Raw genomic sequence first — 18308 nt, 5'->3', positions numbered from 1 at the left:
ACCATGCGCATTGCGATCATTGGTAGCGGCATCTCCGGGCTGACCTGCGCCTACCTGCTGGCTCGTCAGCACGAGCTGACCGTCTTCGAAGCTGCCGACTGGATCGGCGGGCATACCCACACGGTCGATGTCGACTGGCAGGGGCGGCGTTACGCCGTGGATACCGGGTTCATTGTCTACAACGATTGGACCTATCCGCGTTTCATCCAGCTGATGGAGCACCTGGGCGTTGCCTCTCGGCCTACGCAGATGAGCTTCTCGGTGCACGATCCGGCCAGCGGGCTGGAGTACAACGGCCATGACCTGAACACGCTGTTCGCCCAGCGGCGCAATCTGCTGTCCCCGGGCTTCTGGGGAATGCTGCGGGATATTCTGCGATTCAATCGCACGGCCCTCGAGGATCTGGCCGAGCAACGCATTCCCGCGTCGTTGACGCTGGGCGACTATCTGCGAGCCGATGGCTACGGCGCCCGCTTCGTCGATCACTACATCGTGCCCATGGGCGCCGCCATCTGGTCGATGTCGCCGGAGCGCATGCTGGATTTCCCGCTGCAGTTCTTCGTGCGCTTCTTCGCCAATCACGGTTTGCTTTCCGTCAGCGAGCGGCCTCAGTGGCGGGTGGTGGAAGGTGGGTCACGGAGCTACGTAGCACCCTTGAGCGCGAGCTTTCGCCAGAGCATACGGTTGTCTTGCCCGGTGCAACGGGTCAAGCGGGACGGGCAGGGGGTGGAGATTCTCAGTGCCGCCGGCTGCGAACGTTTCGACAAGGTGGTGTTCGCCTGTCACAGCGACCAGGTCCTGGGCCTGCTGGATTCCCCTACGCCGCAAGAGTGCGATGTGCTCGGCGCACTGACTTACGCCAGCAACGAGGTCGTCCTGCATACCGACACGCGCCTGCTGCCCAGGCGACGTCTTGCCTGGGCGAGCTGGAACTACCGGCTTGGCGGGCCGACGCAGGCGCCGGCCGCGCTGACCTACAACATGAACATTCTGCAGGGTATCGAGGCGCCAGTGACCTTCTGCGTCAGCCTCAACCAGAGTGAGCAGATCGATCCCTCCAAGGTGCTGGCGCGCTTCGACTATGCCCATCCCCAGTTCAGCCTGGCGGGCGTGGCGGCACAGGCGCGCCGCGCCGAGTTGCAAGGGCGTCACCACAGCTACTTCTGCGGTGCCTACTGGGGCAACGGCTTCCACGAGGACGGCGTGGTCAGCGCACTGGAAGTGGCCGATCACTTTGGAGAGCGGCTATGAACAGCAGCTTGTGCCGTGGTTGGGTCAGCCACCGGCGGGTGCTGCCGCGGCTGCACGCCTTTCGCTATCCGGTCGGCATGATCCTGCTGGACCTGGCAGAACAGTCGCAGTTGCTGCAGCTCTCGCCTTTGCTGCGGGCTAACCGGTTCGCGCCGCTGAGCTGGGGTGAACGCGATTATCTGCCGGCATGGACGAGCCAGGGGCTGCCGCTGGTGGAGGCGGTACGTTGTCTGTTGCGCGAAGCTCTGGGCGAAGCGCCCACGGGGCGAATCGAGTTGCTGACCCAACTGCGCAGTTGGGGGCTGTGGTTCAACCCGGTCAGCTTCTATTTCTGTCATGACGCCGATGGCCGTCTGGCCGCCATTCTTTGCGAGGTGCGCAACACGCCCTGGCGGGAGCGCTTCCACTACGTGTTTGCCGTGGCGTCCGGCGCACCGCAGGAGTTCACGGTGGCGAAGGCGTTTCACGTGTCCCCCTTCCTGCCCCGGCACATGCAATACCGCATGCGCTTCCTGATCAAGGAGTCGCGTGTGCACGTGCACATGGAGAACTGGCATGAGGAGCGATTGATGTTCCAGGCCAGCCTCGACCTGCAACGCCAGACACTCGACGCCGCCGCGCTACGTCGTCATCTGCTGGCTTTCCCCTGGATGAGCCTGCGCACCGTCACCGCCATCTACTGGCAGGCCTTGCGCCTGCTGCTCAAACACATCCCCGTGCATGAGCACCAGGCAAGCGACGTCTGCCTGAGTGTCGGGCACATCGTACAGAAGGAGTCCGACCATGACCGACCCCACACTGAGCGCCGGTAAGGCCGGAATCACGGCCCCGCTGGCGGGAAGCCTGCTGCGCCAGGTAGTCATGGGGCGGCTGCGGCTGTTGCGCCAGGGATGGTTGCAGGTGCGTCATGGGGAAACCGTGCTGGATTTCGGTGACCGGCTCAGTCCGTTGCGAGCGGTGATCGATGTGTGGCACGAGGCGGTATGGGGCATGGTCGCCTGCAACGGTTCGATCGGTGCTGGCGAGGCCTACATCCAGGGCTACTGGAGCAGTCCGGACCTGGCGGCGGTGACCCGCCTGTTCGTCGCCAATCTCGACGCACTCGATGCGCTGGAGGGCGGGCTGGCCAGGCTGGGGCGCCCGGCGCTCAGGCTGCTGCACTGGCTGAACCGTAACAGCCGGCGCGGTTCGCAGCGCAACATCATGGCCCATTACGACCTGGGCAATGACCTGTTCGAGCGCCTGCTCGACCCCACCCTGATGTACTCCTCGGCGATGTTCTCCAGTCCCGAGCAGAGCCTCGAACAGGCGCAACTGCAAAAGCTCGATGTCATCTGCCGCAAGCTGGACCTGCGGCCAGAAGACCACCTGCTGGAAATCGGTACCGGCTGGGGCAGCCTGGCGCTCTACGCCGCGACGCATTACGGCTGCCGCGTGACGACGACGACGCTTTCCCGGGAACAGTTCGCCTGCGCCGAGCGACGAATCCGTCATTGCGGCCTGGAGGATCGCGTCACACTCCTACTTCAGGACTATCGCGACCTGCGCGGGCGCTTCGACAAGCTGGTCTCCATCGAAATGATCGAGGCCGTGGGCCATCGCTACCTGCCCGAGTACTTCCGTTGCTGCGCGGCGCTGCTCAAGGACGACGGGCTGATGCTGCTGCAGGCCATCACCATCCGCGACCAGCGCTACGAGCAGGCTCGTCGCTCGGTAGACTTCATCCAGCGCTACATCTTCCCCGGCGGTGCGCTGCCATCGATCACCGTACTGTTGCAGACTGCCACGAACCACACGCGGCTCAGCCTCGTGCAGCTCGAAGACTTCGCTGCCGACTACGCCCGCACGCTGCGGCATTGGCGCGAGAACCTGCGTCAGTCGCGTGCCGAGCTGCTGGAGCTGGGGTACGACGAGCATTTTCAGCGCCTGTGGGAGTTCTACCTGTGCTACTGCCAGGGCGGCTTCGAAGAGCGTGCCATTGGCGTGGCGCACCTGCTCTGGGCGGGGCCGGCAGCGCGCAAGGCGGCCCTGGTGGATCACCTGGAAGCCTGATGTCCCGCCGCGGCTGGCTGATTGGCAATGCCCTGTGGCTACAGCTGGGGTGGTGGGGGTGCGTGCTGGGTGCGCAACATGTCGCCTTGCTTGCGGCGGTGGCGGCCGGGCTGATTGCGCATCTCTGGCTGTGCCGGCAAAGGGCAGGGGAGTGCCTGGCAATCCTCACGGTTGGCGTGGCCGGTTGTTTGCTGGATGTGCTGTTGGGTGTGCTCGGCCTGTTCGATTTTCATGGCGAAATCCTGCCGGCATGGCTGGCGTTGCTCTGGTTGGTGTTCGCCAGCGGTCTACGGCACTGCCTTGCATGGGCCGCGAGCCCCGTGTGGCGGGGAGTCCTGCTGGGCGCGGCGGGTGGGCCGCTGGCCTACTGGAGTGGCGCCTCGCTGACCGGCGTCGGCCTGCCCTGGGGCAGCGGCGCCACGGCGATGGTATTGGCGCTGGTCTGGGCCGTCTGGCTACCCCTGATGCTGAAGCTGGCGCTTCGCTGGTGAGCGCCGGCAGCGCTCGGAGCAATAGCGAACGTCATTCCAGCATCGTGCCCAGCGTCGCCGCCATGTGAAGGGGCGGCCGCAGACCGCGCAGGTCTTTTCCGGCAGATGGCCTTTCTTCATAGCGGCAACTCCGCATCCAGGCGTCCCAGCAGCGCCTCGCCGCGTTGCCAGAGGGCGAGGCAGCGTTCATCGCCCATGCGCTGCAGGTTACGGTACGGCATGGCCAGGCGAGGGTTTCGGCCGAGCTGGTCGCGATGCCGCATGAGGAAATGCCAGTAGAGCGCATTGAACGGGCATGCGTCGTCTTCCGTGGCTTTGTCCACCCGGTAGCGGCAGGCGCCACAGTGATCGGACATCCGCTGGATGTAGCGGCCGCTCGCGCAGTAGGGTTTCGATCCGAGGTAGCCCCCGTCGGCGTGCATCACCATGCCAAGGGTGTTCGGCAATTCGACCCAGTCGAAGGCGTCCAGGTAGACCGCCAGGTACCAGTCGCAGATGGCCGCCGGCGCGATGCCAGCCAGCAGGGCGAAATTGCCGGTGACCATCAGCCGCTGGATGTGGTGCGCGTAGCCCAGCTCCAGGGTCTGGCCGATCGCCTGGGCCATGCAGCGCATGTCAGTTTTGCCGGTCCAGTAGAACTCGGGCAACGGCCGGCGATTGCCGAAGCCGTTGAGCGCCGCGTAATCCGGCATGCGCAACCAGTAGATGCCGCGGACGTATTCGCGCCAACCGATCAGCTGGCGGATGAATCCCTCCGCGGCGTTGAGCGGGGCTTGTCCTTGGCGATAGGCGTCTTCGACGTCCGTCGCGAGTTGGCGAACGTCGAGCAAACCGATGTTCAGCGCGGCGCTGATGCGCGCGTGGAAGAGATAGGGCTCGCCCTCGGCCATGGCGTCCTGATAGTCGCCGAACGCCGGCAAGGCGAACGCCAGAAAGTGCTGCCAGAGTTCCTGGGCTTGCCCGTGAGTCACCGGGTAGTCGAAGCGGTCGAGGCGACCGTAATGGTTGCTGAAATGTTCGGCTACCAGCGTCATCACTTCGCGGGTGATGGCGTCCTGGCCGAAGCGGGCTGCGAACGGCCCTGCCATGCCTCGGGGCAGGGGCTTGCGGTTGTCGGCGTCAAGGTTCCAGTGCCCGCCCACGGGTTGGCCGTCGGGCTCCATCAGCAGTCCGGTGCGCCGGCGCATCTCACGGTAGAAGTGTTCCATGCGCAGCGTCTGGCGATCACCCGCCCAGTGGACGAACTCGGCTCGGGAGCAGAGAAAACGGCGATCTTCATGCCGGGTCAGCGGTATTCCGCACTGACGCAGCGCCTGCTCCAGCCGCCACTCGCCGCATTCGGTGAAGTGCACGGCCGGTTCACCCAGGATGGCATGCCAACGGAGCACTTCGCCGGCGATGCTGCCGCTGTTGTCGGCATCGTCCAGCCTGGTGTAGATCACTCGCCAGCCGCGCTCCTGCAATGCCTGGGCGAAGTGACGCATGGCGCTGAAGATCAGCATGATCTTCTGCGGGTGATGGGGCACGTAGCGTGCCTCCTCATTCACCTCCGCCATGAGGATCGCGTCCAAGGCTGGGTCCAGGGCATCGAACAGCGACAGATCGAAGCTGAGCTGGTCGCCCAGCAGCAGCCCCAGCCGCCGTGTCTTGTGCGTCACGACCATGGCTCCAGGGAGAGCGGGATGCGCAGGGGCTGTACGCTCGTTTCTCGGGCGGCACCCATCTCGTCGTGGACACAGTGCTGGATCAGTTCGCAGGGAAGCGGTCCAAGCCCGGCCAGCAAGGTGCGGACCTGGGTAGTGGAGCGCAGGTGCAGTACCTGTCCGCTTTCGTCGCAGAGTCGTTTCAGGCCGTTGGCCTGACGCACCTGGACGATGTAAATGCCGCCTTCCAGGGATACGACGTCGAGGCCTTCGACCCGACCGGCCGCCGCGGCCTCATGGAGTTCCTGCAACGTCATTCGATGCTCCCCAGTGCGTCAGCCTGGCGGCGGAAGAACAGCGTCACCTGGCCGAGCTCGAAGCCCAACTTGCTCATGCTCGAGCGATTGATCAGGGTGTCTTCGTCCATGAGGTACATCCAGTCGTCGAAGCTCACCTCCCAGGTCCGGCCATCCACCTCCAGGTTCAGGCGATAGCGCCAGCGCAGGGCATTGCCGGCGATTTCCCCGGACGCGTCGCCGACGACATCGGCGGCGCGCCCCCGCCAGCGTCCGTGTCCTTCTGGCGTCAAGGTCCAGACCCGCTGCTGGCGGGTGCCATCGCTATACAGGAAGCGCTCGTCGAGGATCAGCCGCTCGCCCTCACGGCGGCTGGTGATATCCACCTTGAAACGCTTGACTACTTCGCCGGAGGGCTTCTGGAAAATGCCCCAGGCCTGCACCGGGCCGGAGAAGAATGCTGGCAGGTCCAGCACGGGACGCTGCGCGGCATATCTCTCGACCCCGACGTTGCCGCAACTGCCCAGCAGGAGGGCGCACGAAAGCAGGAGCAAGCGGAAGTTCAGATTCATGGTTCATCCACTCCGTTCAGGCCCAGCAACTCCCGGCGCAGTTCAGGATTGCGCGTACGCCGGTCCAGCCAGATCGAAAAGAACGCCCGGGCGAATGCGCTATCAGCCACCACGTGCCGAAACGCTCCATCGACGTAGAAGCTGCAGCCCTGGCCCGGCCGGTAGACACCGGTGATCCTTTGTCCGGCGCGCACATCGACAAAGGCCCTGCGCATCTCGCCGGCCCAGCGTGTCAGCAGGCCCTCGTCGTTGGTACCCAGACGGCGCATTTCATCGATGCTGCTTTGCACCAGCGTGTCCCGCGACAGGTCTCGCCGATAGACCAGTTCCAGCGCGAAGGGGTGTTCCCATCCGGCCGGCTTGGCCGTACTCCAGAGGCTCGCGTGATAGACCGGAACGCCGAACCAGGTGAACTGCCCTTGCCCGATCTGCACCGCGCCTGGCAGATCCTGCTGCCATTCCGCGCATCCAGGTGCGCTCCAGATGCCACACCACAGCGCCATGCTCAGGACAATTGCACGCGAGAGAAGTGACTGGCGCATGGGGGCAGCTCATCGTCTGTTTTGCTAATACTTGTACAAAAATATTGAAATGTACAGATTATTGGCGAGGCATGGTTCTTCACAGGCCACTGAGACACTCTGCGTGGAGCTTGGCAGTGGGTGACATTCGGTTGCGAGACTCACCTGGATCGCTTTATTCGCGGCGAACCGGTATGCGGGTGCGAAATTGAACCTGGTTCCTTTCTTGAGAGGTGTCAGTCGTGCCCAGACAACGCCTGCCTTTCCGGTTTGATCCGAAGGAGTCGTTTCCGGCCGACTCCCGACTCTGGTGAGCGGCTGCTGCCGTACCGTTGCTGCCGTGCGCGGACGAACCCAGCCACCCCCCCTGGAAAAGGCGCCGAAGGCAAGCGCAGCGATTCAGTTTCCTGAGCAGTGACGGGCAACCTATTGTTCTTGCCCACGCGGGGCTGCCGGAATTACTTGCCGACAAGCTGCCCAGCGGCGAGCACGGCCAGTGGCTGGGGCGGTGGACGCCATTGATCGGACAGCCCAGTCCGGTCAGCGCGCCGCGCAGGCGATGACTTCGACCAGCAGGCTCGGGTCGGCCAGCTTGGCTTCGCCACAAGCGCGCGCCGGTGCGTGGCCGGCCGGTACCCAGGCATCGAGCGCACCGCACTATGGTTCGCCTGCCAGAGGTGAACCATAGACATTACCCGCGATTTGGATTCACCGCGTGCTCACGACTTCCGACATGACTATCGCTGCTCTGACCCGCGATCTGCATCTTGGGCTCACGCTGCTCGTGACGCTAAGCGTGATGCTCGCCAAGCGACACTGCTGGCATGCGCTGCGGCGCAACAGCACACTCAGCCTCTCCACAACGAGCGAAGGCTTGTGTCACCTACGACAAGGTGAACTGCTCCTGAACTCGGAATGACGGAGTGCCCGCTCCTGGCCGATAGCGGACTATGGTTCGTGTGCTGATTACGGACCATAGTCTGCCAATTTTCGCTCTGCCCTGATGACCGATGCGGCCTCTGGAGAATACCTCGCTGTTTTTATGGGCGCTCATGGCCAGGCCCTGGAGTTGCTGCGCTCTCAGGCAGAACCCAGCAGTTCGTTCGTCATGCGTTGCTGGTCCTGTCCGCGTGCGATCAGCCAGCGCTGGAAGTCCCGGCATTGTGCCTTGTGGAAATTGTTCCGGTTCCAGGTCAGATAGTACGACGCAGGCATTGGCAGGGCGCGAAGGCATGGAACGATCAGCTGGCCGCGCGCCAGATCCCCGCTGATCATCGAGTACTGGGCCAGCACCAGACCCTGCCCCTGGATGGCCGCCTCGATGGCCATGGATGAAAGCGAGTAGACCCTGCTGTTGCTGATGGATGCGCCATGCACGCCATTCAACGCGAACCACTCCGCCCATGAGGGTGGCGAGTCGAACCTGGGGCGCCAGTCGATGGTTAGCAGCGGATACTCGAGCAGGCTACCGGCAGCTTCCGGCGGCACCGCGGTCGCAAGCAGGGCAGGGCTGCATGCGGGTACCACGCAATCGCGAAAGAGTTCGATGGTGTGCTGGTCATCGTGGATGCCTTCGCCATAGCTGATGCGAAAGTCCGCGCCATTAGCCTCGGACTGAGACGGCTCGGTGTGGGTGCCGTCGAGGTAGACGCTCAGTGCCGGAAACTCCCTCTGCCACTCGGTCACCAGCGGCGCGAGCCATTTGGACAGCAGCGAAGGCAGGGCGCTGACGTAGAGATTGTTGGCGTTCTTCGCGCGCTCCAACTCTGCTGTCGCGGCCCGCAGTCGCTCGAAGGCCTGATTGCAGCCTTCGTGAAAGCGCTGGCCAACCGCGTTGAGGCGCAGGCGCTGACCATCCTTGACCGTGAGGCTGATACCGACAGCGTCTTCCAGCAACTTCATCTGCTGGCTGACCGCGCCGGCGGAAATCCCCAGGCGCTTGGCGGCCTGGGAAATGCTGCCACAGAGGCCGACGGCCTCGAATATCTCCAGTGCGCGCAAAGGGGGGAGGTGGCTCATGGTGGCTCCTGAGGGCTCAAGAATCGCGCCATTTATATTTTAGAAAATCTTAAATAAGCAACAGGAAAGGATATCTATTCTTTTGGGTCTCACGCTCCTACGCTCTCCCTCAAGAAGCTCGCTTCGAATAACAACAAGAGGAGCCATGAGACATGTTCCTGAAAAACGCCTGGTACGCAGCCGCCTGGGACAGTGAAGTGAAACAGGCCCTGCACGCGACCATTCTGCTGGGTGAGCCCGTCGTTCTCTATCGCAAGGCCGACGGCACTGTCGTCGCTCTGGAAGACGCCTGCCCGCACCGCAAACTGCCGTTGTCCATGGGGCGCCTGCAGGGTGATCTGGTCGAGTGTGGTTACCATGGACTGACGTTCGACTGCTCCGGCGCCTGCGTGAAGGCCAGTTGCGTGCCGCGGGTGCCGCAGGCCGCGCAGGTTCGCAGCTATCCAGTGGAGGAGCGCTACGGCCTGGTCTGGCTGTGGATGGGCGATCCGCAGTTGGCCGATCCGGCCAAGCTGCTCGATATCCCGGAGTGGGACGATCCGAACTGGGGCGTCAATCGTGGCGACTCGATGACCGTCGAGTGCAACTACCTGTACATGACCGACAACCTGCTCGATCCCTCCCATGTCGCCTGGGTACACCAGAGTACCTTCGGTACCTCGGCTTGCGAATCGGAGCCGCTGCAAACCCGGGTCAACGACAACGGTGTGGTGGTGTCACGCTGGCTGCATGACATTGAAGTGGCGCCGTTCTATCGGCAGTACCTGAAGTTCCAGGGCCGCTGCGACCGGCTGCAGTACTACGAGGTGCGCTATCCGTCCCACGCCATCATCAAGGGCGTGCACACCCCGGCCGGTAGCGGTGGCGAAGGGGCGCCGATGCACGAGCAGGCGTTCCTGATGGATTCGTACAACTTCATGACGCCGGTCGACGAGAATCGCACCCGCTATTACTGGTTCCAGTTGCGCAACTTCGACGCTGACGACGAGGACGTGTCCCGCCGGTTCGCCGCCGACGTGCGCCGTGCCTTCGAGGAAGACCGTCTGGTGCTCGCCGCCGTGCATGCCGGGATGAAGAACCGCCAGACGCCGAACATCGACCTGGCCATCGACTCCGGCCCGCTGCGTTTCCGCCGAGGCATCGAGCGACTGATCCGTGAGGAGCAGGAGGCCGTTGGCCTGCGCAAAGTCGACGAGGTCACAGTCCATGCGTGAGCCGACTCCCGCCGCGAAGGGTTTCGCGCGCTTCCAGGTGACCGGGAAGGTACGGGAGAGCGCGTCGATCACCTCGTTCGTGCTCAGGCCCGCGATGAACGACGCGCATGTGGAGTTCCGCCCGGGACAATTCATCATGGTGCGGATTCCACAACCGGGCGGTCCGGAGGTCCTGCGGGCCTACAGTTTGTCCGGTGACCCGGATGACCATTCGCAATTGCGTATCTCGGTGAAGCACGAACTGCCCCCTGCGCATCTTCCCGACCTGCCGGCGGGTATTGGCTCCAGCTTCCTGCACCATGCGGTGGAGATCGGCGGAGAGCTGGATATCGCCGGACCGTCCGGTGAGTTTGTCCTCGACGAGAGCAGCGAGCGGCCGGTCCTGCTGTTCAGCGGTGGTGTGGGGCTGACGCCGATGGTGAGCATGCTGCATCGCCTGGCGACCCGATCGGCGCGTCCGGTGTACTTCATCCACGCCTGTGAGAATGGCGCCGTCCACGCGCTGCGCGAAGAGGTGCTGGAGTTGGCATCGACGCGTGCCGGGATCGTCGTGCACTTCTGCTATCGCGTGCCGACGGCGGAGGACCTGGAGCGCGGCCATCACCATAGCTGCGGGCTGGTCAGCAGAGAGACCCTGCAGGCATTGCTTCCGCTGGACGACTACGACGTCTACCTGTGCGGGCCTCGCCCGTTCATGCAGGCGAACTGGCGCCTGCTGCGCGGCCTGGGCGTCGACAGGGCGAGGATTCGCTACGAATTCTTCGGTCCGGCGACCATTCTCGAGGCCGACGAAGCACCAACCGCGCCAGCGCCTGTGAAGCCGCAGCCACTGCTCGATGGCGAATTGACGGTGCGCTTCGAGCCCTCCGGCCGATCCGTTGCCTGGGATGCGTCCTGTCCATCGCTGCTGGAGTTCGCCGAGCAGGCGGGCTTCGCGCCGCCCTTCAGTTGCCGGGCCGGGCTGTGTAATTCATGCCTGACGCCCCTGCTCAGCGGCAGCGTCGAGTACAGCGAAGCGCCGCTGGAGGCCCCCGAACCGGGACAGGTCCTGCTGTGCTGCGCAAGGCCGACCGCCCCGGTGGTACTGGACCTGAAGAAGTGATGTCGGCGGTGCCGACCGAAAATCGACCTTGTATGGATGGAGCGCCTATCGACTCGACCATTGCCCATGCAACAACCGACCTGTGATTTGCCTTGCCGCGCGTGCCCTTTACGACCCTCACCGGATTCGCATCGGAGAATACAAAAATGAAAAACAAGAAAGTCGGATTCGCAGCCTGCTCGTTGTTGATGATGTTCGCTAGTTACTCGCTGAGCCCCCTGGCCAAGGAACTGGACAGCATCCAGATCGCTACCGAAGGGGTCTACGAGCCCTGGAACCGCACGCTGCCGGATGGCAGCTTCGATGGCTTCGAGCCGGAAATGGCCAAGGTGCTCTGCGAGCGCATGCAGCTCCAATGCAAAATCGTCGCCCAGGACTGGGACGGCCTGATCCCCGGTCTGCAGGCCGGAAAATTCGACGTGGTGATGGACGCTCTGGCGATCAGCGAGACGCGCAAGAAGGTCATCGATTTCTCCCGCCCCTACACCAAGGCTCCGGCCACCTTCATCGCCCTGCAGTCCAGCGGCATCGACTTGGGCAAGGGGACCCTGCACCTGCGCGGCAATCCCGAACTGGATACGCCCGCCGTCGAGGAATTGCGCGGCAAGCTCAAGGGCAAGCTGATCGGCATCGTCTCCGGCACCGTGTACAGCAAATTCATCCACGACCAGTTCGGCCAGGTGGCGACCATCCGTGACTACAAGACGCCGCCGGAGCCGCTGATGGATCTGAAGAACGGGCGGGTAGACCTGGTGTTCGAGGATCTCGGGTTCCTCGCCGGAGAAATGCAGCGGGCCACGGACAGCGGGCTCACGCTGGTTGGCCCGGCGATCAACGGGCCGATTTGGGGCGAGGGCGAAGCCTTCGGCATCCGCAAGGGCGAGCCGGAGCTCAAGGCCAAGCTGGATGCGGCAATCGAGTCGATGATTGCCGACGGCACGATCAATCGCCTGAGCACGAAGTGGTTCCATCACGACTTCACGCCACCCAGCCAGTGACCGGGTGATCCATCGGCGGACGCCATCACGCAGGGCGCCGCGCCGATGGAGTGGGTACTCCCGCGGCCGCGCATGCCGGCCGCTCTCCTGACGCAGTTCTCGGTGGGTGTACACGTGATCGATTTGATTGGTTTTGGCGAGAAAGGCTGGGGCAGTGTGCTGCTCATGGCCGCGCTCATGACGGTGCTGGTGACGCTGGGTGCGTTACTGGTCGGCGCCGTGCTCGGTGCGCTGGTGGCCGCGGCGAAGCTGCACCACAGCAGTCTGCTGCGCATGCTTGGCAATGCCTACACCACGGTGTTCCGTGGTGTGCCGGAGCTTCTGGTGATCTACCTCTTCTACTACGGCGGCTCGGCGCTGGTGAGCAGCGTCGGCCGGTTGTTCGGCACCAGCGGCTTCATCAGCATGCCCGCCTTCCTGGTCGGTGCGCTGGCGGTTGGCGTGGTGTCCGGGGCCTACCAGGCCGAGGTCTATCGCGGTGCCTTCCAGGCGGTGTCGCGCAGCGAACTGGAGGCGGCCAGAGCGATCGGCATGCCGACCCTGCTGCGCTTCCGGCGGATCATCGTGCCGCAGATCCTGCGCTTTGCGCTGCCAGGTATTGGCGGGGTCTGGCAGATCAGCCTGAAGGATTCGGCGCTGATCTCCGTCACCGGGTTGGTCGAGTTGATGCGTGCGAGTCGGGTGGCGGCCTCGTCCACCGGGCAGTTCGTACTGTTCTTCCTGAGTGGCTGCGCGCTGTACCTGATGCTCACCGCGCTTTCCAACCTGGTCTTCTCGCGAGCTGAGCTGCGAGTCGGCAGAACTTTCCGCCGCAGCTGAATAGGAGCGGGCCATGTCCATCGATTTCGCTTTCCTCTGCGACACCCTGCTGCAACTGCTGCAGGCCTTGCCCACCACGCTGGTGCTGTTCGTCGCTTCGGTCACCCTCGGTACGCTGCTGGCGATGCTGGTGGTCTGGGCGCGTGTATGCGAGTTCGCCGTGCTGCGGCACCTCGCGCGTGGCTACATCTTCCTGTTTCGCGGCTCGCCGCTGCTGATCCAGATGTTTCTGCTCTATTACGGACTCAGCCAGTTCCCGGCAGTGCGCCAGAGCCTGCTCTGGCCGGTGCTGCGCGAGCCGGCCACCTGCGCGGTGATCGCGCTGGCGCTGTGCACTGCTGGCTATATGGCGGAAATCTTCCGTGGCGGCCTGCTGACGGTGCCGGCGCAGCAGATCGAGGCTGGACGCGCAGCGGGGATGTCCGGTTGGCTTCTGGCGAGACGGATCATCATCCCGGTGGCGTTGCGCAACTGCCTGCCGGCCTATTCGACGGAAATCATCCTGATGATGAAGGCGACCTCGCTGGCAAGCCTGGTGACTGTCTACGAAGTCTCCGGCGTAGCGCAGCGAATCATTTCCGAGACCTATCGGACGATGGAGGTGTTCCTCTGCGCTGCGCTGATCTACCTGGTTCTCAACTACCTGATCGTCCGCTCACTGGCGCTGGTAGAGCGCTGGCTGTCCCCGAAGGCACCCGCTACCACCCGTCCTACAACAAGAAATTACGCACTTGGCGTGCGCAGAGGGTAACTGGCATGGCTACTGGCAACGATCCGATCCTGCAGGTGAAGCATATCCGCAAGTCGTTCGGCGACCTCGAGGTACTCAGGGGTATCTCGCTGGACGCCTACGAAGGCGATGTGGTTTCGATCCTCGGCTCAAGCGGCTCCGGCAAGAGCACCTTCCTGCGCTGCATCAACCTGCTGGAAATCCCCGACGCGGGGGAGATCCGTGTCGCTGGCGAGCAGATAGCGCTCAAACGCGGATGCAACCAGATGCTGGTACCCGCCGACCGGCGTCAGATCGACCGCATCCGCCCGGAACTGGGCATGGTGTTCCAGAACTTTGGCCTGTGGTCGCATATGACCGTGCTGCAGAACGTCATCGAAGGGCCTGTACATGTACAGAAGCGCCCGCGAGCAGAGTGCATCGCCGAGGCGGAGACGCTGCTGGAGAAGGTCGGCATGGCGGACAAGCGCAATCACTACCCGGCGTTCCTGTCCGGCGGTCAGCAGCAGCGCGTGGCCATTGCCCGCACCCTGGCAATGCGGCCGCGGGTGATCCTGTTCGACGAACCCACTTCGGCGCTCGATCCGGAACTTGTCGGCGAGGTGCTGAAGGTCATGCGCAGTCTGGCCGAAGAGGGCCGGACCATGCTGGTGGTGACCCATGAAATGGGTTTCGCACGCAACGTCTCCAACCGTGTGGTGTTCATGAACCAGGGGCAGATCGAGGCCCAGGGTACGCCGGACGAGATGTTCAGAGAGCAGCGCTCGGAGCGCTTCAGCCGGTTCATCCTGAGCCAGGCCTGACACCCGACCAACCCCATTGTTTTTTCGCCTGTCTTCGCACGGGACGGGCTTCCTACGCCCTGAAAAAGGCTAATGAGCAGAGAGAGCAACGCAATGCGTATTCATCCGAAAGACATTTCCAATGTGGTACTGGACAACGCCAGACCTTCCATCGAGGAGGTCATCGCCGTCGCCCGCTACGGGGCCAAGGTGAGTTTCTCCGACGCCTATCGCGCCCGAGTTGACCGTTCGCGCCGGCTGATCGAGCGTTTCCTCGACGAGAACCGCCTGGTCTACGGCGTGACCACCGGCTTTGGCGACAACGTGCGTCACGTAATCTCTCCGGAGGACGCCCAGACATTGCAGGTGAACATCGTTCGCTCCCACGCGGTATCGGTTGGCGAGCCGCTCAATCGCGAGCAGGTGCGCGCCATCCAGTTGATGATTCTGGTCAGTCTCGGCAAGGGCTACTCGGGCGTGCGCATCGAGTTGCTGGAGCAGATCGCCGGTCTGCTCAACAACGATGTGCTGCCTTTCGCTCCCGGCGAAGGCTCTGTGGGCTACCTCGGCCCGGAAGGTCACCTGGCGCTGGTGTTGATCGGGGAGGGCAAGGCCAGCGTCGCCGGCGGCGAGTGGGTTGACGGCGCGGCTGCGCTGCGCCAGGTCGGCATGCAGCCGATCTCGCTGCAGTGCAAGGAAGGCTTGGCGATGCTCAACGGCACCACTTCGGTGACTGCCATCGCCACACTCGCACAGTACAACGCCAACCAGGCCGCGCAGGCAGCGGACGTCGCCGCGGCAGTCTCGCTGCAGGCGCTGAAAGGCACCATTCGCGCCTTCGATGCGCGTTACCACTCGGTCAAGGCGCATGCCGAACAGGCGCAGACCGCCCAATACATCAAGCGCCTGCTGGATGACAGCCGGCTGATCGAGGAAAACATTGACTACCGCCTGCAGGACACCTACAGCCTGCGCGCTATTCCCCAGGTGCACGGCGCCTCGAAGAAGTTCATCACCTATGCCCAGACCTGCGTCGATAACGAGATAGCCTCGTCGGGCGACAACCCGGTGATCTACCCGACCAGCGAGGACGATGGCATTGCCATATCCGGGGCGAACTTCGATGGCTCCTATATCGGCATCGCCGCCGACACGCTGTGCAACGCGCTGACCAACCTGGCGAAGATTTCCGAGCGGCGCACGGACCGCATGGTCAACTCGCACTTCAGTGAGATGCCGGCTTTCCTCGTGCGCAAGCCGGGCCTGAACAGTGGCTACATGATCATCCAATACACCGCCGCCGGGCTGCTCGGTGAGATGAAGGTGCTGTCGCATCCCTCCACCATCGACAGCGTTTCCACATGCGGTAACCAGGAGGACCCGGTGAGCTTCGCCTTCAATGCTGCGGTCAAGGCGTACCAGGTGTCGCGCAAGCTGGAGTCGGTGCTGGCCATCGAGATCCTGGTTGGCTGTCAGGCACTGGACTTCCACGATCTCGGCAAGGCCTCCAGCGCCACCCGTGCGCTCTATGACCTGGTACGCAGCCGTGTGCCGCGCGCCGACGAGGACCGTGCTTTCTATCCGGACATCGTCGCGGTGACCGAGCAACTGCGCTCCGGCGAAATCCTCTCCACCGTCGACCGAGTCCTCGCCAACCAGTGAATCCGTGCGGCCGCCCCGGACTACAGGCCGGGGCGGCCCGGACCAGGAGATACAGGCATGATCAAATCCCGAGCTGCCGTCGCCTTCGAACAGCGGCAGCCATTGCAGATTGTCGAGGTGGACGTGGCTCCGCCCAGCGCCGGTGAGGTGCTGGTGCGCATTGTCGCCAGCGGCGTCTGTCATACCGACGCGTATACCCTGTCTGGCGCCGATCCGGAGGGTATCTTCCCGAGCATTCTCGGCCATGAGGGCGGCGGCATCGTCGAGGCGGTCGGCCCTGGAGTGACCTCGGTGGCGGTCGGCGACCACGTGATCCCGCTGTACACACCCGAGTGCGGGCAGTGCAAGTTCTGTCGCTCCGGCCGGACCAACCTGTGTCAGGCGATCCGAACGACCCAGGGGAGAGGCCTGATGCCGGACGGCACCACGCGGTTCTCCTTCGAAGGGCGCCCGCTGTTCCACTACATGGGCTGTTCGACCTTTTCCGAGTACACCGTATTGCCGGAAATCTCATTGGCGAAGATTCCCCGGAGCGCCCCGCTGGAGAAGGTCTGCCTGCTCGGCTGCGGTGTCACCACCGGAATCGGCGCGGTGCTCAACACCGCCAAGGTGCACGCGGGTTCCAGCGTGGCGATCTTCGGCCTGGGCGGTATTGGTCTGTCGGCAATCATCGGCGCGGTGAAGGCGAATGCCGGGCGGATCATCGCCGTCGACATCAATCCAGCGAAGTTCGAGATCGCTCGCCAGCTTGGCGCCACCGACTGCATCGACCCGCGCGACTACGACAAGCCGATCCAGGACGTGATCGTCGATCTCACCGATGGGGGCGTGGACTATTCCTTCGAGTGCATCGGCAACGTCCAACTGATGCGCGCGGCGCTGGAGTGCTGCCACAAGGGCTGGGGCGAGTCGGTGATCATTGGCGTGGCCGGGGCAGGCCAGGAGATCTCCACCCGGCCGTTCCAGCTGGTCACCGGGCGTGTCTGGCGCGGCTCGGCCTTCGGCGGTGTACGCGGCCGTAGTGAACTGCCGAGCTACGTGGAGATGGCACAGAAGGGCGACATTCCACTGGACACCTTCATCACTCACACCATGGGTCTGGACGCCATCAACCAGGCGTTCGAACTGATGCATGCGGGCAAGAGCATTCGCAGCGTCATTCATTTCCAATGACCAGTAAGGAGAGATCAATGTCTATCTACACACATGTAACAGTTGGCACGAACGACTTGCCCAAGGCTCGGGCCTTCTATGACGAAGTCCTCGGCAAGCTGGGGATGAAGCGTCTCGCCGACCTCGGCGAGAATGGCTCCATCTGGGGCGTCGACGCTCCCTCGTTCTTTGTGCTGAAACCTGCCAACGGCGAGCCCGCGACTGTCGGCAATGGCGTCACCGTGAGCTTCGAGGCGCCCGACCGGCCCGCTATCGATGCCGCTCACACTGCCGCCCTTGCCTGTGGTGGCAGGGACGAAGGTACCCCCGGTCCCCGTAATTGGAAGGAAAACGCGTACGCGGCGTACTTCCGTGATCTGGATGGCAACAAGATTGCCGCCTATTGCTTCCAGCAGACTTGAACCTGGACCGCTCGCTTGAGCTCAGCCCGTCAATGGAAGTCGTGGCGTCGGATTGATGTGCCTCACGTCTGAGGCACCGCCAGACCGCAAGCCAAAATCAAAGATCCCAGGTATTCACCTGGGGTCTTGTCGCATGGGGTGACCGCGGTCGACCCACCGATGGTGCATTGACGATCAAACGGATGAGCTGGCAGCGGCTACTCAGTCAAGTAGCCGCTCTGCTGCGGGCGCCGAGGCTTATCTTCCAGCTTGCCGCGCAATCAGCTCTGCCAACGCTTCGCTGATAGCTTGGGAGTTGGCCTCCAGGACCATCAGATGGCGCCGGACGGCTTCTGAAGTGTCTACAGAACCGCTTGCCTCTGCCCAGGCTGCAAGCTCCCGGATAGCGGCACTGGTGGCATTGATGTTCTGGTTTATGCGGCAAACGAGCGAGGGGAGAGGGGCGGTGTTCATGATGACCTCCGCAGAGAGACTTCAGAGCACTCGGAAGCAAGAAAGGCCGTACCCCATCGATACGGCCTTGTGCCGCGTGGTTGCTGCTCTCCAAACCACACGGCAGGAAAAATTTACCAAAAACGGATT

General features: G+C 63.5%; 21 protein-coding genes and 1 pseudogene. 14 read left to right on the top strand and 8 right to left on the bottom strand.

Annotated elements, in window-relative coordinates:
* The first annotated feature begins 3 nt into the window (after positions 1–3).
* From O6P39_RS14575 to O6P39_RS14560, 4 genes are read left to right on the top strand one after another with little or no spacing between them, the layout of a single operon-like run.
* The gene (locus O6P39_RS14575) at positions 4–1251 is read left to right on the top strand and encodes an FAD-dependent oxidoreductase (protein WP_275607219.1); all 1248 of its coding nucleotides are present in this window, start codon (positions 4–6) and stop codon (positions 1249–1251) included.
* Positions 1248–2063, top strand: a complete 816-nt coding sequence (locus O6P39_RS14570) for a DUF1365 domain-containing protein (protein ID WP_275607218.1) — start codon at positions 1248–1250, stop codon at positions 2061–2063. The genes O6P39_RS14575 and O6P39_RS14570 overlap by 4 nt, the downstream gene beginning before the upstream one ends.
* Entirely contained in the window at positions 2035–3303 is a 1269-nt protein-coding gene (locus O6P39_RS14565) for a cyclopropane-fatty-acyl-phospholipid synthase family protein (protein WP_275607217.1), read from the top strand. Before O6P39_RS14570 ends, O6P39_RS14565 begins: the two co-directional genes overlap by 29 nt.
* Entirely contained in the window at positions 3303–3794 is a 492-nt protein-coding gene (locus O6P39_RS14560; RefSeq protein ID WP_275607216.1) for a DUF2878 domain-containing protein, read from the top strand. The genes O6P39_RS14565 and O6P39_RS14560 overlap by 1 nt, the downstream gene beginning before the upstream one ends.
* Here O6P39_RS14560 and O6P39_RS14555 read toward each other — a convergent pair.
* The 6 genes and pseudogenes from O6P39_RS14555 to O6P39_RS14530 all read right to left on the bottom strand — a co-directional run.
* Entirely contained in the window at positions 3759–3914 is a 156-nt protein-coding gene (locus O6P39_RS14555; RefSeq protein WP_275607215.1) for a DUF2256 domain-containing protein, read from the bottom strand. The two genes, O6P39_RS14560 and O6P39_RS14555, sit on opposite strands and share 36 nt — an antisense overlap.
* Positions 3911–5458 (bottom strand): cryptochrome/photolyase family protein, encoded by a 1548-nt coding sequence (locus O6P39_RS14550; RefSeq protein WP_275607214.1) that lies wholly within the window; start codon positions 5456–5458, stop codon positions 3911–3913. Before O6P39_RS14550 ends, O6P39_RS14555 begins: the two co-directional genes overlap by 4 nt.
* The gene (locus tag O6P39_RS14545; protein ID WP_275607213.1) at positions 5449–5754 is read right to left on the bottom strand and encodes a DUF6482 family protein; all 306 of its coding nucleotides are present in this window, start codon (positions 5752–5754) and stop codon (positions 5449–5451) included. The genes O6P39_RS14550 and O6P39_RS14545 overlap by 10 nt, the downstream gene beginning before the upstream one ends.
* Positions 5751–6305, bottom strand: a complete 555-nt coding sequence (locus O6P39_RS14540; protein ID WP_275607212.1) for a DUF3833 domain-containing protein — start codon at positions 6303–6305, stop codon at positions 5751–5753. Before O6P39_RS14540 ends, O6P39_RS14545 begins: the two co-directional genes overlap by 4 nt.
* Positions 6302–6847 (bottom strand): chalcone isomerase family protein, encoded by a 546-nt coding sequence (locus O6P39_RS14535; protein ID WP_275607211.1) that lies wholly within the window; start codon positions 6845–6847, stop codon positions 6302–6304. Before O6P39_RS14535 ends, O6P39_RS14540 begins: the two co-directional genes overlap by 4 nt.
* 519 nt (positions 6848–7366) lie before the next feature.
* Positions 7367–7471 (bottom strand): annotated as a pseudogene (locus O6P39_RS14530) (RidA family protein); the annotation flags it as partial.
* An 88-nt stretch (positions 7472–7559) separates the two neighbouring features.
* On the opposite strand from O6P39_RS14530, the gene O6P39_RS14525 reads away from it, so the two are divergent.
* Positions 7560–7745, top strand: coding sequence for a hypothetical protein (locus O6P39_RS14525; RefSeq protein ID WP_275607210.1), 186 nt, complete (start codon positions 7560–7562; stop codon positions 7743–7745).
* 161 nt (positions 7746–7906) lie between these two features.
* Here O6P39_RS14525 and O6P39_RS14520 read toward each other — a convergent pair whose 3' ends face one another.
* Complete coding sequence (locus O6P39_RS14520; RefSeq protein WP_275607209.1) at positions 7907–8845, bottom strand: LysR substrate-binding domain-containing protein; 939 nt, start codon at positions 8843–8845, stop codon at positions 7907–7909.
* 152 nt (positions 8846–8997) lie between these two features.
* Here O6P39_RS14520 and O6P39_RS14515 point away from each other — a divergent pair, with 152 nt between their 5' ends.
* The 9 genes from O6P39_RS14515 (at position 8998) to O6P39_RS14475 (ending at position 17726) form a co-directional block, all read left to right on the top strand.
* Positions 8998–10059 (top strand): aromatic ring-hydroxylating dioxygenase subunit alpha, encoded by a 1062-nt coding sequence (locus O6P39_RS14515; RefSeq protein ID WP_275607208.1) that lies wholly within the window; start codon positions 8998–9000, stop codon positions 10057–10059.
* Positions 10052–11161: an FAD-binding oxidoreductase gene (locus O6P39_RS14510; RefSeq protein WP_275607207.1), complete on the top strand. Its 1110-nt coding sequence runs from the start codon at positions 10052–10054 to the stop codon at positions 11159–11161. The genes O6P39_RS14515 and O6P39_RS14510 overlap by 8 nt, the downstream gene beginning before the upstream one ends.
* A gap of 146 nt (positions 11162–11307) precedes the next feature.
* A complete protein-coding gene (locus O6P39_RS14505; protein WP_275607206.1) occupies positions 11308–12159 on the top strand; it encodes a transporter substrate-binding domain-containing protein in 852 nt (283 codons plus the stop codon).
* 114 nt (positions 12160–12273) lie between these two features.
* Entirely contained in the window at positions 12274–12978 is a 705-nt protein-coding gene (locus O6P39_RS14500) for an ABC transporter permease subunit (protein WP_275607205.1), read from the top strand.
* A 13-nt stretch (positions 12979–12991) separates the two neighbouring features.
* Entirely contained in the window at positions 12992–13729 is a 738-nt protein-coding gene (locus O6P39_RS14495; protein ID WP_275607204.1) for an ABC transporter permease subunit, read from the top strand.
* Between the two features lie 5 nt (positions 13730–13734).
* Positions 13735–14511, top strand: coding sequence for an ATP-binding cassette domain-containing protein (locus tag O6P39_RS14490; protein ID WP_275607203.1), 777 nt, complete (start codon positions 13735–13737; stop codon positions 14509–14511).
* Between the two features lie 93 nt (positions 14512–14604).
* On the top strand, positions 14605–16152 hold the full coding sequence (locus O6P39_RS14485; protein ID WP_275607202.1) for a histidine ammonia-lyase: 1548 nt from the start codon (positions 14605–14607) through the stop codon (positions 16150–16152).
* 57 nt (positions 16153–16209) lie between these two features.
* On the top strand, positions 16210–17325 hold the full coding sequence (locus O6P39_RS14480; RefSeq protein ID WP_275607201.1) for an S-(hydroxymethyl)glutathione dehydrogenase/class III alcohol dehydrogenase: 1116 nt from the start codon (positions 16210–16212) through the stop codon (positions 17323–17325).
* A gap of 17 nt (positions 17326–17342) precedes the next feature.
* Complete coding sequence (locus O6P39_RS14475; RefSeq protein ID WP_275607200.1) at positions 17343–17726, top strand: VOC family protein; 384 nt, start codon at positions 17343–17345, stop codon at positions 17724–17726.
* Positions 17727–17963: 237 nt separating this feature from the next.
* Here the strand turns inward: O6P39_RS14475 and O6P39_RS14470 are convergent, their stop codons facing one another.
* Positions 17964–18179, bottom strand: a complete 216-nt coding sequence (locus tag O6P39_RS14470; RefSeq protein ID WP_275607199.1) for a hypothetical protein — start codon at positions 18177–18179, stop codon at positions 17964–17966.
* Positions 18180–18308: the final 129 nt, after the last annotated feature.

The organism is Pseudomonas sp. PSE14 (genome assembly GCF_029203285.1).
In the GTDB taxonomy this organism is placed as follows: Bacteria; Pseudomonadota; Gammaproteobacteria; order Pseudomonadales; family Pseudomonadaceae; genus Pseudomonas.
This window is presented reverse-complemented; position numbering and strand designations above follow the sequence as displayed.

What these genes read in the sequence shown, in the direction of transcription:
- O6P39_RS14575 (WP_275607219.1), top strand. Translation starts at nt 4, where the DNA reads ATGCGCATTGCGATCATTGGTAGCGGCATCTCCGGGCTGACCTGCGCC.
- O6P39_RS14570 (WP_275607218.1), top strand. Translation starts at nt 1,248, where the DNA reads ATGAACAGCAGCTTGTGCCGTGGTTGGGTCAGCCACCGGCGGGTGCTG.
- O6P39_RS14565 (WP_275607217.1), top strand. Translation starts at nt 2,035, where the DNA reads ATGACCGACCCCACACTGAGCGCCGGTAAGGCCGGAATCACGGCCCCG.
- O6P39_RS14560 (WP_275607216.1), top strand. Translation starts at nt 3,303, where the DNA reads ATGTCCCGCCGCGGCTGGCTGATTGGCAATGCCCTGTGGCTACAGCTG.
- O6P39_RS14555 (WP_275607215.1), bottom strand. Translation starts at nt 3,914, where the DNA reads ATGAAGAAAGGCCATCTGCCGGAAAAGACCTGCGCGGTCTGCGGCCGC.
- O6P39_RS14550 (WP_275607214.1), bottom strand. Translation starts at nt 5,458, where the DNA reads ATGGTCGTGACGCACAAGACACGGCGGCTGGGGCTGCTGCTGGGCGAC.
- O6P39_RS14545 (WP_275607213.1), bottom strand. Translation starts at nt 5,754, where the DNA reads ATGACGTTGCAGGAACTCCATGAGGCCGCGGCGGCCGGTCGGGTCGAA.
- O6P39_RS14540 (WP_275607212.1), bottom strand. Translation starts at nt 6,305, where the DNA reads ATGAATCTGAACTTCCGCTTGCTCCTGCTTTCGTGCGCCCTCCTGCTG.
- O6P39_RS14535 (WP_275607211.1), bottom strand. Translation starts at nt 6,847, where the DNA reads ATGCGCCAGTCACTTCTCTCGCGTGCAATTGTCCTGAGCATGGCGCTG.
- O6P39_RS14525 (WP_275607210.1), top strand. Translation starts at nt 7,560, where the DNA reads ATGACTATCGCTGCTCTGACCCGCGATCTGCATCTTGGGCTCACGCTG.
- O6P39_RS14520 (WP_275607209.1), bottom strand. Translation starts at nt 8,845, where the DNA reads ATGAGCCACCTCCCCCCTTTGCGCGCACTGGAGATATTCGAGGCCGTC.
- O6P39_RS14515 (WP_275607208.1), top strand. Translation starts at nt 8,998, where the DNA reads ATGTTCCTGAAAAACGCCTGGTACGCAGCCGCCTGGGACAGTGAAGTG.
- O6P39_RS14510 (WP_275607207.1), top strand. Translation starts at nt 10,052, where the DNA reads ATGCGTGAGCCGACTCCCGCCGCGAAGGGTTTCGCGCGCTTCCAGGTG.
- O6P39_RS14505 (WP_275607206.1), top strand. Translation starts at nt 11,308, where the DNA reads ATGAAAAACAAGAAAGTCGGATTCGCAGCCTGCTCGTTGTTGATGATG.
- O6P39_RS14495 (WP_275607204.1), top strand. Translation starts at nt 12,992, where the DNA reads ATGTCCATCGATTTCGCTTTCCTCTGCGACACCCTGCTGCAACTGCTG.
- O6P39_RS14490 (WP_275607203.1), top strand. Translation starts at nt 13,735, where the DNA reads ATGGCTACTGGCAACGATCCGATCCTGCAGGTGAAGCATATCCGCAAG.
- O6P39_RS14485 (WP_275607202.1), top strand. Translation starts at nt 14,605, where the DNA reads ATGCGTATTCATCCGAAAGACATTTCCAATGTGGTACTGGACAACGCC.
- O6P39_RS14480 (WP_275607201.1), top strand. Translation starts at nt 16,210, where the DNA reads ATGATCAAATCCCGAGCTGCCGTCGCCTTCGAACAGCGGCAGCCATTG.
- O6P39_RS14475 (WP_275607200.1), top strand. Translation starts at nt 17,343, where the DNA reads ATGTCTATCTACACACATGTAACAGTTGGCACGAACGACTTGCCCAAG.
- O6P39_RS14470 (WP_275607199.1), bottom strand. Translation starts at nt 18,179, where the DNA reads ATGAACACCGCCCCTCTCCCCTCGCTCGTTTGCCGCATAAACCAGAAC.